Source organism: Hydrogenophaga sp., assembly GCF_022844385.1.
GTDB lineage: Bacteria > Pseudomonadota > Gammaproteobacteria > Burkholderiales > Burkholderiaceae_C > Hydrogenophaga.
This window is the reverse complement of the sequence record NZ_JALHLX010000097.1, coordinates 1-13,734: the sequence shown is the minus strand read 5'-3', so window position 1 is coordinate 13,734 and position 13,734 is coordinate 1. Positions and strand designations below refer to the sequence as shown.

12 protein-coding genes are annotated in these 13,734 nt (G+C 64.3%); 10 read left to right on the top strand and 2 right to left on the bottom strand.

Going from position 1 to position 13,734, the window contains the following annotated elements; all coding sequences use genetic code 11:
* Window positions 1-148: 148 nt before the first annotated feature.
* The 6 genes from infB to Q0C59_RS14540 all read left to right on the top strand — a co-directional run bounded on the left by infB (window position 149) and on the right by Q0C59_RS14540 (window position 8,489).
* Window positions 149-3,022 carry a translation initiation factor IF-2 gene (gene infB / locus Q0C59_RS14565; RefSeq protein WP_291216659.1) on the top strand — a complete coding sequence of 958 codons (2,874 nt, stop codon included), beginning with the start codon at window positions 149-151 and terminating at the stop codon, window positions 3,020-3,022.
* 3 nt (window positions 3,023-3,025) lie between these two features.
* A complete protein-coding gene (gene rbfA / locus Q0C59_RS14560; RefSeq protein ID WP_069046489.1) occupies window positions 3,026-3,397 on the top strand; it encodes a 30S ribosome-binding factor RbfA in 372 nt (123 codons plus the stop codon).
* Window positions 3,398-3,483: 86 nt separating this feature from the next.
* A complete protein-coding gene (truB, locus tag Q0C59_RS14555; RefSeq protein WP_291216661.1) occupies window positions 3,484-4,476 on the top strand; it encodes a tRNA pseudouridine(55) synthase TruB in 993 nt (330 codons plus the stop codon).
* Window positions 4,473-6,296, top strand: a complete 1,824-nt coding sequence (typA, locus tag Q0C59_RS14550; protein WP_291216657.1) for a translational GTPase TypA — start codon at window positions 4,473-4,475, stop codon at window positions 6,294-6,296. The genes truB and typA overlap by 4 nt, the downstream gene beginning before the upstream one ends.
* Before the next feature lie 50 nt (window positions 6,297-6,346).
* On the top strand, window positions 6,347-7,366 hold the full coding sequence (locus tag Q0C59_RS14545) for a DMT family transporter (RefSeq protein ID WP_291216656.1): 1,020 nt from the start codon (window positions 6,347-6,349) through the stop codon (window positions 7,364-7,366).
* 22 nt (window positions 7,367-7,388) lie between these two features.
* On the top strand, window positions 7,389-8,489 hold the full coding sequence (locus Q0C59_RS14540) for an enoyl-CoA hydratase/isomerase family protein (protein ID WP_291216655.1): 1,101 nt from the start codon (window positions 7,389-7,391) through the stop codon (window positions 8,487-8,489).
* A gap of 27 nt (window positions 8,490-8,516) precedes the next feature.
* Here Q0C59_RS14540 and smpB read toward each other — a convergent pair whose 3' ends face one another.
* Window positions 8,517-9,011 (bottom strand): SsrA-binding protein SmpB, encoded by a 495-nt coding sequence (gene smpB, locus Q0C59_RS14535; RefSeq protein WP_291216653.1) that lies wholly within the window; start codon window positions 9,009-9,011, stop codon window positions 8,517-8,519.
* Between the two features lie 48 nt (window positions 9,012-9,059).
* On the opposite strand from smpB, the gene Q0C59_RS14530 reads away from it, so the two are divergent.
* Both Q0C59_RS14530 and Q0C59_RS14525 read left to right on the top strand, forming a co-directional pair.
* Window positions 9,060-9,506, top strand: a complete 447-nt coding sequence (locus Q0C59_RS14530) for a type II toxin-antitoxin system RatA family toxin (protein WP_291216651.1) — start codon at window positions 9,060-9,062, stop codon at window positions 9,504-9,506.
* 7 nt (window positions 9,507-9,513) lie between these two features.
* Window positions 9,514-9,843 carry an RnfH family protein gene (locus tag Q0C59_RS14525; RefSeq protein ID WP_291216649.1) on the top strand — a complete coding sequence of 110 codons (330 nt, stop codon included), beginning with the start codon at window positions 9,514-9,516 and terminating at the stop codon, window positions 9,841-9,843.
* A 22-nt stretch (window positions 9,844-9,865) separates the two neighbouring features.
* Here the strand turns inward: Q0C59_RS14525 and Q0C59_RS14520 are convergent, their stop codons facing one another.
* The gene (locus Q0C59_RS14520) at window positions 9,866-10,405 is read right to left on the bottom strand and encodes a DUF4124 domain-containing protein (RefSeq protein ID WP_291216647.1); all 540 of its coding nucleotides are present in this window, start codon (window positions 10,403-10,405) and stop codon (window positions 9,866-9,868) included.
* Window positions 10,406-10,576: 171 nt separating this feature from the next.
* On the opposite strand from Q0C59_RS14520, the gene guaB reads away from it, so the two are divergent.
* Complete coding sequence (gene guaB / locus Q0C59_RS14515) at window positions 10,577-12,046, top strand: IMP dehydrogenase (RefSeq protein WP_291216646.1); 1,470 nt, start codon at window positions 10,577-10,579, stop codon at window positions 12,044-12,046.
* Window positions 12,047-12,117: 71 nt separating this feature from the next.
* Entirely contained in the window at window positions 12,118-13,734 is a 1,617-nt protein-coding gene (gene guaA, locus Q0C59_RS14510; RefSeq protein ID WP_291216644.1) for a glutamine-hydrolyzing GMP synthase, read from the top strand.

The window sequence follows — 13,734 nt, the reverse complement described above, 5'->3', positions numbered from 1 at the left end:
CTGGCCACCGACGAGCTCACCGACATCACCGCACAGACGCCTGAAGAGGCCACCGCGCTGATCATGCTGGCACGCGCTCACTGGTTCACCGGTGACGAAGCGCAATCCACGACCTGACCAGCGGAGGCCCATCGGAGAATAGAGACCTATGACAAGTACCACCGTCGCCGAACTGGCTGCCGAGCTGAACAAGCCCACCACCGTCCTGCTGGAGCAACTCTCCGCAGCGGGCGTGCCCAAGTCATCCGGGGCCGATCCGGTCACCGAATCGGACAAGCAATCGCTGCTGGGCCACCTCAAAGCCAGCCACGGCACAGCCGGCGGTGAGCGCAAGAAGATCACCCTGGTGAAAAAATCGACCTCCGAGATCAAGCAGGCCGACTCCACTGGCCGTGCCCGCACGATCCAGGTGGAAGTCCGCAAGAAGCGCACCTTCATCAAGCGCGACGATGAAGTGGCCGTGCCCGAGGTGGTTGAAGAGCAGGTGGCTGCGGCACCGGTGATCGACACCGAAGAACTGGCACGCCGCGAAGAAGAAGCGCGTCGCCAGGCCGAACTGCTGCGCCGCCAGGAAGAAGACTTCAACGAAAAGCGCCAGGCCCGCGAGGCCGAGGAGGCCCGCCAGGCACAGGCCATCGCCGAGCAGGAACGTGCCGCCGCGGCAGCCGCTGATGCTGCCGAATCCGCTGCTCGCGCTGCCGCCGAAGCCGCTTCGCCCGAAGGCATTGCCGAAGCGATCGCTGCGCGCACCGCCAAGGACGCCAAGGCCAAGACCGACTCCCTTGAGAGAGACTCTGCTGCCCGCGTGATCGCGGACCGCAACGCGGAAAGCAAACGTGCAGACGACCTGCGCGCGCAGGATCTGGTGGAGCGCCGCCGCAAGGCCGAAGCCGAAGCCGCGAACATCCGCGCCATGATGTCGGCACCCGCCAAGACCATGGTGGCCAAAAAGCCTGAGCCAGCGCCTGTCGACCCGAAAGCCGGCATCAAGGGCACGCTGCACAAGCCCGCCGGCACACCCGGCAAGCCCGCGACCACCGCTGCAGGCGCAGCCACGGCCGGTACGGCCGGCAAGAAAGAGGTCAAGTCCGAGAACCTGTCGTCGACCTGGAAAGACGACGCGGCCAAGAAGAAAGAGATCAAGACGCGTGGCGATACCAGCGCCGGGCGTTCGACCAACTGGCGCGGAGGCCCGCGCGGTCGCCGCGACTCGCGCGATTCCCGTGATTCGGGCGCCAGCAACTTCGTGGCACCGACCGAAGTCAAGGTCATTGAAGTGCACGTGCCGGAGACCATCACGGTGGCCGAACTCGCGCACAAGATGAGTCTGAAGTCGTCCGAGGTCATCAAGCAGTTGATGAAGCTCGGCCAGATGGTCACCATCAACCAGCCGCTGGACCAGGACACCGCCATGATCGTGGTGGAAGAGCTCGGCCACAAGGCGGTGGTGGCGGCTCTGGACGATCCAGAAGCGTTTGCCGATGACGAAACCGCGCAGCAAGAACACGAGCTGCTGCCGCGCGCACCAGTGGTCACCGTCATGGGCCATGTGGACCACGGCAAGACTTCGCTGCTGGATTACATCCGCCGCGCCAAGGTGGCCGCTGGCGAAGCCGGCGGCATCACGCAGCACATCGGGGCGTACCACGTCGAGACCGAGCGCGGCATGATTTCCTTCCTCGATACCCCGGGTCACGAGGCGTTCACCGCCATGCGTGCCCGTGGTGCCCAGGCCACCGACATCGTCATCCTCGTCTGCGCAGCCGACGACGGGGTGATGCCGCAGACCAAGGAAGCCATCAAACACGCCAAGGCGGCGGGCGTGCCCATCGTTGTGGCGCTGACCAAGATCGACAAGCCGGGCATCAACCTGGAAAAAGTTCGATCCGAACTCGTGGCCGAAGAAGTCGTGCCAGAAGAGTTCGGTGGTGATGTGCCTTTCGTGGGCGTGTCTGCCAAGACCGGCCAAGGCATTGATGCGCTGCTGGAGCAGGTGCTGCTGCAGGCTGAAGTGCTGGAGCTCAAGGCGCCGGTGGAGTCCATGGCCAAGGGCCTGGTGATCGAAGCGCGTCTGGACAAAGGCCGCGGTGCCGTGGCCACAGTGCTGGTGCAAAGCGGCACGCTCAAGACCGGCGACGTGGTGCTGGTGGGCCAGACCTCTGGCCGCGTGCGTGCCATGCTGGACGAAAACGGCAAACCGATCAAATCGGCTGGTCCGTCGATCCCGGTGGAAATTCAGGGTCTGTCGGAAGTCCCACAGGCCGGCGACGACTTCATGGTGATGACCGACGAGCGCCGTGCGCGTGAAATTGCCACCTACCGCGCCGGCAAGTTCCGCAACACCAAGCTGGCGCGCCAGCAAGCCGCCAAGCTGGAGAACATGTTCTCCGACATGTCGGCCGGCGAAGTCAAGCTTCTGCCCATCATCGTCAAGTCCGATGTGCAGGGTTCGCAGGAAGCGCTGGCCCAGTCGCTGCTCAAGCTCTCGACCGAAGAGGTCAAGGTGCAGCTGGTGTTTGCCGGCGTGGGCGGCATCAGCGAGTCCGACGTGAACCTGGCGATTGCCTCCAAGGCGGTGATCATCGGCTTCAACGTGCGCGCCGACGTGGGTGCGCGCAAGCTGGCCGAAGGCAACGACGTGGATCTGCGTTACTACAACATCATTTACGACGCCGTCGATGAATTGCGTGCAGCCATGTCCGGCATGCTGGCGCCCGAGAAACGCGAAGAAGTCATCGGCTCGGCCGAGATCCGTACGGTGTTCGTGGCCACCAAGATCGGCACCATTGCCGGCTGTATGGTCACGGCTGGCCAGGTCACCCGCAGCGCGCACTTCCGCCTGCTGCGCGACAACGTGGTCATCTACACCGGCGAGATCGACACGCTCAAGCGCCTCAAGGACGACGTGCGCGAAGTCAAGGAAGGCTTCGAGTGCGGTATCAAGCTGAAGAACTACAACGACATCAAGGAAGGCGACCAGCTCGAATTCTTCGAGGTCAAGGAAGTGGCGCGTACGCTGTAAACCATGCCCCGCAAAGCTTCATCCGTCCCCAACCGCGGTTTCCGTGTGGCCGACCAGATCCAGCGTGATCTGGCCGAGCTGATCGCGCGCGAGTTGAAAGACCGCCGGGTGGGCATGGTCACGATCAACGCGGTCGAGGTGACACCCGACTACGCGCACGCCAAGGTCTTCTTCAGTCTGCTCACGGGTGACCCGGCGGAAACGCTGGAAGGCCTCAACGCTGCTGCGGGTTTCCTGCGCAGCGGCTTGTTCAAGCGGCTGCATATCCACACCGTGCCCACGCTGCATTTCGTGTTTGACCGCACCACCGAGCGTGCGGCCGACATGAACGCCTTGATTTCCAAGGCGGTTTCCTCTCGTTCAAAGGAAGAGTGAACATGAGCACCGCAGGGCCGCCCCAAGGAGCGAACGCCCCCTTGGGGGGCAGCGATGCTCGTGCAACGAGCAAGCGTGGGGGCAACATCAACGCGCCACGCACGAGGGTGCAACGGCGCCCTGTGCATGGGGTGCTGTTGCTCGACAAACCGCTGGGTCTCTCCAGCAACCAGGCCTTGCAAAAAGCCAAGTGGTTGCTGCGCGCCGAAAAGGCAGGCCACACCGGCACGCTCGATCCGCTGGCCAGCGGTGTGCTGCCGCTGTGTTTTGGTGCGGCCACCAAATTCAGCCAGATCCATCTGGATGCCGACAAGACCTACGAGACCGTGGTGCGCCTGGGTGTGAAAACCAGCACCGGCGACGCCGAGGGCGAGGTGATCGAGACCCGAACCGTGGCTTGCACGCCGGGGCAGGTGGTCGAAGCGCTCGACGGTTTCATGGGCCCTATCGCCCAGGTGCCGCCGATGCACAGCGCCTTGAAGAAAGACGGCAAGCCGCTCTACGAATACGCCCGTCAGGGTGAGACGGTGGAGCGCGAAGCGCGCCACGTCGTCATTCACGACCTGGACCTGCTGGACATGCAGTTGCAGGGGGACGCACCGTTTCTGCGCCTTCGCGTGCGCTGCAGCAAGGGCACCTACATTCGCACGCTGGGTGAAGACATTGCCGAAGCCCTGGGCTGTGGCGGTCACCTGAGCATGTTGCGCCGCACCGAAACCGGTCCATTCGATGCGTCGCAGTGCATCGCGCTCGATGCCCTGGAAGCGCTGGACGAGCACGAGCGCATGGCGCTGTTGCTGCCAGTGCAGACCTTGCTGGACGGACACGAGACCGTCACGCTGGAGGCTGAGGATGCGGGGCGCTTTCTCAGCGGCCTGCGCCGCCGCGGTGCTTGGACCGACCACGAGCGCGTGGCCGTGTTCGGCCCTGTGGTGCCCACTGGCGACGAATCGTTTTCACAAGAAGCCGTGCTGCTGGGCAGCGCGCACACCCAAGCGGGTGAACTGATCCCGGGGCGGCTGCTGAGCCCCATCGAAATACAGCAAATCCTGGAAACCTCACCGGAACTCGCATCATGAGCAAACAAATCCGCAACATCGCCATCATTGCCCACGTTGACCATGGCAAAACCACCATGGTGGACCAGCTGCTTCGCCAGTCGGGCACCTTCGCCGAACACGAAAAAATCGTCGACACGGTGATGGACAACAACGCCATCGAACGCGAGCGTGGCATCACCATCCTGGCCAAGAACTGCGCCGTGAGCTGGGAAGGCACGCACATCAACATCGTCGACACCCCCGGCCACGCCGACTTCGGTGGTGAAGTTGAACGCGCCCTGTCCATGGTGGACGGTGTGGTTCTGCTGATCGACGCGCAGGAAGGCCCGATGCCGCAGACGCGTTTCGTGACCAAGAAGGCGCTGGCCCTCGGCCTGAAGCCCATCGTGGTGGTGAACAAGGTCGACAAGCCGGGCGCTCGCCCCGATGCCGTGATCAACGCTGCGTTTGACCTGTTCGACAAACTGGGCGCCAACGACGAGCAGCTCGATTTCCCCGTGGTGTACGCCTCGGGCATCAACGGCTGGACCTCGCTGGTCGAAGGCGCACCGGGCGAGCAGTGGGGCCCCGACATGTCGGCCCTGTTCAACACCGTGCTCAAGCACGTGAAGCCGCAAGATGGTGACCCGGCAGCGCCGCTGCAACTGCAGGTCTCGGCGCTCGACTTTTCGACCTTCGTCGGCCGCATCGGCGTGGGCCGCATCAGCCAGGGCACGATCAAGCCCAACATGGATGTGGTGGTGATGGAAGGCCTGGACGGCAAGGTCGTCAAGGGACGTGTCAACCAGGTGTTGAAATTCCAGGGTCTGGACCGCGTGCAGGTGACCGAAGCCGGCCCGGGCGACATCGTGCTGATCAACGGCATTCCCGACATCGGCATCGGCGTGACCGTGACCGATCCGCTGACGCCGGCTCCGCTGCCCATGCTCAAGATCGACGAGCCGACGCTGACCATGAATTTCTGCGTGAACACCAGCCCGCTGGCTGGCCGCGAAGGCAAGTTCGTCACCAGCCGCCAGATCTGGGACCGCCTGCAGAAAGAGCTGCAGCACAACGTGGCCCTGCGCGTGAAGGAAACCGACGAAGACGGCATCTTCGAAGTGATGGGACGCGGTGAACTGCACCTGACGATCCTGCTGGAAAACATGCGCCGCGAAGGCTACGAACTCGCGGTGTCCAAGCCGCGCGTGGTGTTCCGCGACATCGACGGCGTGCGCCACGAGCCTATTGAAATGGTGACGGCCGACATCGAGGAACAGCACCAGGGCGGTGTGATGCAGGCACTGGGCGAGCGAAAAGGCGAGCTGGCCAACATGGAGCCCGATGGCCGTGGCCGCGTGCGCCTGGAGTACCGCATTCCGGCGCGTGGCCTGATCGGTTTCACCAACGAATTCCTGAACCTGACGCGCGGCTCCGGCTTGATCGCCAACATCTTTGACGGCTACGAGCCGCACAAGGGCGACATCGCCAGCCGCAAGAACGGCGTGTTGATCTCCATGGACGACGGTGAAATCTTCACCTACGCCCTGGGCAAGCTTGACGATCGCGGTCGCATGTTCGTGCGCGCCGGCGATCCGGTGTACGAAGGCATGATCGTGGGCATCCACAACCGTGACAACGACCTGATCGTCAACGCCACACGCACCAAGCAGCTGACCAACTTCCGCGTCAGCGGCAAGGAAGACGCCATCAAGATCACGCCCCCGGTCGACCTCAACCTCGAGTACGGCGTGGAATTTATCGAGGACGACGAACTGGTCGAGATCACGCCCAAGAGCGTGCGCCTGCGCAAGCGCTTCCTGAAGGAAAGCGACCGCAAGCGCGCTTCCAAGAGCTGATCCGGGCGGGCCGCAGTCCCGCGCTGCGGCTGCTCCGACCTGAGCTGGCCATGCCTTTTCAAGCCCTCAACCGCCTGACGCATACCCAGGCGGTTTTTCTCATGCTGGCGGTGACGCTCATGTGGTCGATCGCCGGCGTGGTGTCGCGCCAGCTGGAATCGGCGGCACGGTTCGAAGTCACGTTCTGGCGCAGCGCTTTCACCGCCCTGTCCTTGCTGGTGATCCTGCCCATCTGGCGACAGGCGGACCGCAGCCAGGGGCTGCTCGACGAGACCCGTTCAGGTTCCGCTTTGCGCGGCTGGCTCAAGCGCCACTGGGGCCTGATTCCCGAATCGGCCGCGTTCTGGATCTCGGGTGTGTGCTGGTCGGTGATGTTCACCGCCTTCATGCTGGCCCTGACCTTCACCAGCGTGGCCAATGTGCTGATCATCATGTCGATCGGCCCGCTGCTCACCGCGCTGGTGGCGCGCATCTTCATCGGGCAGCGGCTGGCCGTGCGCACCTGGCTTGCCATCCTCGCGGCCGGCGCAGGCATCGCCTACATGTACGGCAGCCAGTTCGTTCAGGCCCTGACCCATCCCGAGATCGACACCGGTGGCCTGCTGCTGGGTTCGCTCACCGCGCTGTGTGTGCCGATTGCCGGCGCCATCAACTGGACGGTGGTGCAACGCGGCCAGACCCACGGCGAGAAGATCGACCTCGTGCCGTCGGTGCTGCTGGGTGCGGTGATCTCGTCCTTGCTCACGCTGCCGCTGGCACTGCCCTTCGCGGCGACGGCCAGCGACGTGGCCTGGCTGGCCATGCTCGGGCTGGTGCAACTGGCCATCCCCTGTGCACTCTCGGTGGTCTGCGCCCGCGTGCTCAAGGCACCCGAAGTCTCGCTGCTGGCCTTGCTCGAGGTGATTTTCGGCATCCTGCTGGCCTGGGTCTGGGCCAACGAGGTGCCGGGCGACGAAGTGCTGCGTGGTGGCAGCCTGGTGATTGGCGCCCTGGTGATCAACGAGCTGCTGGGCTGGCGTTCCCGCGCAGGGACGCCGCGCATCCAGACCGTCGACCAGCAGCCACAATGAACGAACTTTCCGGAAGAAAAAGATGAACGCCCCTGCTCCCGAGACTCACGTCATTGCCGAAATTCTGGGCCGCGTCGGCTGCATCACGCTCAACCGCCCCAAGGCGCTCAATGCCCTGTCGCTCGACATGATCCGCAGCATCACGCGGGCCTTGGAGTCCTGGCGTAACGACGATCAGGTGCAGGCGGTGGCCATTCGCGGCGTCAACAAGGACGGCCCATTCGGCAGCTTCTGCGCCGGTGGCGACATCCGCTACTTCCACCAGGCCGCTTTGTCGGGTGACGCGTCGCTGGAAGACTTCTTCACCGAAGAGTACGCACTCAACCACCTGATCCACACCTACCGCAAGCCCTACATCGCCTTCATGGACGGCATCGTCATGGGCGGCGGTATGGGCATCAGCCAGGGCGCGAGCCTGCGCATCGTCACCGAACGCAGCAAGCTCGCCATGCCCGAAACGCATATCGGTCTGTTCCCCGACGTGGGTGGGGGCTACTTCCTGAGCCGCTGCCCGGGCCGCCTGGGCGAGTACCTTGCGCTCACCGGTCAGGTGCTCGGTGGGCGCGACGCCATGGCTGCCGGCCTGGCCGATGGTTTCATTGAATCCGGCCGCCTCGCCGGTTTGTGGCATTCGTTGGCGCAAACCCCGTTCGAGAACGGTGCAGCGGTAGAACGCTGGTGCGCCAGCCACCTGAGCATCACGGTGGCCGCAGGCAGCTGGCCGGCCAAGGAGATCGACCGCGTGTTTGGCTTGCCCGACGTGCACGCCATCATCTCCACGCTGGAGTCGGGCGACGGCGAATGGGCCAAGGCCACCGCCGCAACCTTGCGCCACCGCTCGCCGCTGATGCTGCATGTGGTGCTGGAGCAGGTGCGCCGCGCGCGCGGTCTCGGCCTGGCCGACAACCTGCGCATGGAGCGCGGCATGGTCCATCAGTGTTTTCATCTGCGGCCGGGTGAGGCCAGTGAAACAGTGGAGGGCATCCGCGCGCTGGCGATCGACAAAGACCACCAACCGCGCTGGAACCCAGAGCGCATTGAAGAGGTGGGCAGAGGGCAGGTGGCGGCGTTCTTTGAAAGCCCGTGGGCAGCGGACGCGCATCCGCTCATGCACCTGCGCTGACCGGCTTCGTGAACGTCGCGCGCCGCCTCAGCGGTGGCGCGACTTCATCACCCGTTCGACCTCGCGCTTGCCTTCCCGGTCCTTGATGGTGTCGCGCTTGTCGTGCTCGGCCTTGCCCTTGGCCAGTGCCAGTTCGCATTTCACCTTGCCGTTTTTCCAATGCAGGTTGAGCGGCACCAGTGTGTAGCCCTTCTGCTCGACTTTGCCGATGAGCCGGCGGATCTCGTCCTTGTGCAGCAGCAGCTTTTTGGTGCGCACGGCATCGGGGCTGATGTGGGTGGAGGCCGTGTGCAGCGCGTTGATCTGGCAACCGATGAGGAACAATTCGCCGCTGCGGATGACCACATAACCGTCGGTGAGCTGCACCTTGCCTTCGCGCAGGGCTTTCACCTCCCAGCCTTCGAGCACCATGCCGGCTTCAAAACGTTCTTCGATGGCGTAGTTGAAGAAGGCCTTCTTGTTGTCGGCGATGCGGCTGTCGAGGCCTTTGGTGGGAGTTGCTTTGCTGTTTTTGGTGGCCATGACGCGCGAGGTGCGGCCGTTTCAGGCCAATACAATGAGTTCGATTGTATGAAAACGATTCACAAGTCTGTCTTGCTCTCCCACAGCGCCCATGAAATGTTCGCGCTGGTCACCAACATCGAGCACTACCCCCGGTTCCTGCCCTGGTGCGACCACGGCGAAGTGCTGGAACTCAACGACGACGGGATGCTGGCCCGCGTGGGCATGGCCATCAGCGGGCTGCGCCAGAGCTTCACCACCCGCAACATCCATGAGACCGACCGCAAGGTGCTGATGGAGCTGGTCGACGGACCGTTCTCCCAGCTCGACGGCGTTTGGGCATTCACACCGTTGGGCGACGGCACGCTGCGCGCCTGCAAGGTGGAGTTCACGCTGAGCTACGGCTTCTCCAGCAGCACCCTGGCCGCTCTGGTGGGTCCGGTGTTCGACAAGATCGCTGGCAACCTGGTGGACGCATTCGTCAAACGCGCCGATCAGGTGTACGGCACGGACTGAGCCACGCATGCAGATCACGTTGATGTATTCGCCTGCACCTCGTCAGGTGCTGGAGCTCAACCTGCAGGTGTCCGAGGGGTGCACCGCCCAGAGGGCGCTGGACCAGGCGGGCTGGACCACGGCGTATCCCCAACTCGGCACTCCGGCACTCACGCTGGGGGTGTGGGGGCGTCGCGTGAGCCGTGAACATGTGCTGCGCGATGGTGATCGCCTGGAGGTGTACCGGTCGCTGCGCGTGGACCCGAAAGTGGCCCGTCGGGAACGCTTCGTTGGGCAGGGCGCGCGGGGAACAGGTTTGTTTGCCCGAAGAAAAGCCGGCTCAAAGGCCGGCTACTGAAATCCTGCTGTGCTGATGCGGATCACTGCTTTGGCAGGGGTCCACATTCGCTGCGGATGATCGCTTCCATGCGCTGGGTCTCGGCGGCCTTGGCCTTGTCGTCCATGATCTCGCGCTCACCCTTGGCGTTGGTCGTGGCGAGTCGCACGCCTGAGTCCATGGTGATCTTGGCTTTGCGCGCACGTTCGCAGTTGTCGGCGCGTGCTTTGGCCACGCGCTCGGCTTCGGCCTTTTTCCTGGCCTCTTCGGCCTGTTCAGCCTGCTTCTTCTTCGCTTCGAGTTCGGCGTCGCGTGCGGGGATTTGTGGCGCTGCCGGTGCGGCGGTGGCCGCGGCGGTTGCAGTCGGCTCTGTGGTCACTGCCGGCGGGGCCATGCCCGAACCGGGTTTCTTCAGGATGCTCTTGTCGGGAATGCTGGCCGGTGGCGGTGTGTCGCTGAACACCTTGCGCCCGGTGCTGTCGACCCATTGCCACTGCGCCATGGCCAACGTGCTGCAGGTGAGCAGCAGGCCCGTCAACAGAGGGGCGCGCCAGTACAGTTTGAAGGTGGGGGCTTGTGACATTTCGCGAGTTTAGCCCTGAGTTCCCGGGCGGCCCCATTCCATCGGCGCCGGGCGCCGCACCAGCAGACGCAGCGGTGGTTTTTCTGCACTGAGCGGTCAATCCGTGGCGTTCCCCCATGCGGGTTTGCCCGCAGGGCGGGCGGCTACAATCGACGCTTTTGGAGCTTTCCCATGCGCCTACTCGGCAAAGCGCTCACCTTCGACGACGTGTTGCTGGTGCCAGCGTACTCCCAGGTCCTGCCCAAGGACACCTCTCTCGCCACCCAGTTTTCCCGCAACATCCAGCTCAACCTGCCCCTGGTCTCCGCGGCCATGGACACGGTCACCGAAGCCCGTCTGGCGATCGCCGTGGCCCAGGAAGGTGGCATCGGCATCATCCACAAGAACCTCACGCCGCAAGAGCAGGCGGCCCAGGTGGCCAAGGTCAAGCGCTACGAGTCGGGCGTGCTGCGCGACCCGGTGGTGATCTCGCCGCAAACCACCATCCGCCAGGTCATGAAGCTGTCGGACGAGCTGGGTATCTCCGGCTTTCCCGTGGTCGAGGGCGGCCGCGTGGTCGGCATCGTCACCGGCCGCGACCTGCGCTTTGAGACCCGATACGACCTGCCGGTGAGCGAAATCATGACGCCGCGCGAGCGCCTGATCACCATGCCCGACGGCACCACGCCGGCCGAGGCCAAGACCCTGCTGAACAAGCACAAGCTGGAGCGCCTGCTGCTGGTGAACGACGGGTTCGAGCTCAAGGGCCTGATCACGGTGAAGGACATCACCAAACAACTGAACTTCCCGAACGCCGCACGCGATCCGTCGGGTCGGTTGCGCGTGGGCGCCGCCGTGGGCGTGGGCGAGGGCACCGAGGAGCGCGTGGAAGCACTGGTCAAGGCCGGTGTGGACGCCATCGTGGTCGACACCGCGCACGGCCACAGCAAAGGCGTGATCGACCGTGTGCGCTGGGTCAAACAGAACTATCCGCAGATCGACGTGATCGGCGGCAACATCGCCACCGGTGGTGCCGCCATGGCGCTGGTGGAGGCGGGCGCTGATGCGGTGAAGGTCGGCATCGGCCCGGGCTCCATCTGCACCACGCGCATCGTGGCCGGCGTGGGCGTGCCGCAGATCATGGCCATCGACAGCGTAGCCACCGCGCTGCAGGGCACGGGCGTGCCCATGATTGCCGACGGCGGCATCCGCTACAGCGGCGACATCGCAAAGGCCATTGCGGCTGGCGCCAACACCGTGATGATGGGCGGCATGTTCGCCGGCACCGAAGAGTCGCCGGGCGAAATCGTGCTGTACCAGGGCCGCAGCTACAAGGGCTACCGCGGCATGGGTTCCATTGGTGCCATGCAACAGGGCAGCGCCGACCGCTACTTCCAGGAAAGCAGCACCGGCAACCCCAACGCCGACAAACTGGTGCCCGAAGGCATTGAAGGCCGTGTGCCCTACAAGGGTTCGGTGGTTTCCATCATCTTCCAGATGGCCGGCGGCCTGCGCGCAGCCATGGGCTATTGCGGTTGCCCGAGCATCGAGCACATGCGCCACAAGGCGGAGTTCGTCGAGATCACCTCGGCCGGCATCCGCGAGAGCCATGTGCACGATGTGCAGATCACCAAGGAAGCTCCCAACTACAGAGCAGACTGAGCGCCCGAGCGCCGGCGGCCGTCCTGATGGACGGCCTTTTTGCTTTCTGAACAGCCCAACCCGACAACGCCATGCAGCACCAGAAAATCCTCATTCTCGATTTCGGCTCCCAGGTCACCCAGCTGATTGCCCGCCGCGTGCGCGAGGCGCACGTGTACTGCGAAGTGCATCCCTGCGACGTCAGCAGCGACTGGGTGCGCGAGTTCGCGGCCGACGGCCAGCTCAAGGGCGTGATCCTGTCCGGCAGCCACGCCAGCGTGTATGAGGTGGACGACAAGGCGCCCGATGTGGTCTACGAACTGGGCATTCCGGTGCTGGGCATCTGCTATGGCATGCAGACCATGGCGCAGCAGCTCGGCGGCAAGGTCGAAGGCTCGAACTCGCGTGAGTTCGGCTACGCCGAGGTGCGCGCGCGCGGCCACACCGCGCTGCTCAAGGGCATCGAAGACTTCCACACGCCCGAAGGCCACGGCATGCTCAAGGTGTGGATGAGCCACGGCGACAAGGTCACCGAGCTGCCGCCCGGCTTCAAGCTCATGGCGAGCACCGACAGCTGCCCGATTGCCGGCATGGCGGACGAAGCGCGGCGCTTCTATGCCGTGCAGTTCCACCCCGAAGTGACGCACACGGTGCAGGGCCGGGCGCTGCTGGAGCGCTTCGTGCTCGACATCTGCGCCACCCGCGCCGACTGGGTGATGCGCGACCACATCGAAGAGGCGGTGCAGAAGATCCGCGAGCAGGTGGGTGACGAGGAAGTCATCCTGGGCCTGTCCGGCGGCGTCGATTCGTCGGTGGCCGCAGCACTCATCCACCGCGCCATCGGCGACCAGCTCACCTGCGTGTTCGTCGACCATGGCCTGCTGCGCCTGAACGAAGGCGACATGGTGATGGACATGTTCGTCGGCAAGCTGCACGCCAAGGTGATCCGCGTGGACGCGGCCGACCAGTTCCTCGGCCACTTGGCCGGCGTGAGCGAGCCGGAGGCCAAACGCAAGATCATCGGTCGCGAATTCGTCGAAGTTTTCAAGGCCGAAGCCGCCAAACTCATTTCAAGTGGTGCATCAACAAAAGGCGCCAAGTGGTTGGCACAAGGCACTATTTACCCCGATGTGATTGAATCCGGTGGTGCCAAGAGCAAAAAAGCCGTGACCATCAAGAGCCACCACAACGTGGGTGGCCTGCCCGAGCAACTCGGCCTGAAACTGCTGGAGCCGCTGCGCGATTTGTTCAAGGACGAGGTGCGCGAACTCGGCGTTGCCTTGGGTCTGCCGCACGACATGGTTTACCGCCACCCGTTCCCGGGCCCCGGTCTGGGCGTTCGCATCCTGGGCGAGGTGAAGAAGGAATACGCGGATTTGCTGCGTCGGGCCGACGCGATCTTCATCGAGGAACTGCGTTCCACCATCGACCACCCCAGCGGCAAGAGCTGGTACGACCTCACCAGCCAGGCCTTCACCGTGTTCCTGCCGGTGAAAAGCGTGGGCGTGATGGGTGATGGCCGCACCTATGACTACGTGGTGGCGCTGCGTGCGGTGCAGACCAGCGACTTCATGACCGCCGACTGGGCCGAGCTGCCCTACGCGCTGCTCAAGAAGGTGTCCAGCCGCATCATCAACGAGGTGCGCGGCATCAACCGGGTGACCTACGACGTGAGCAGCAAGCCTCCGGCCACGATCGAGTGGGAATGA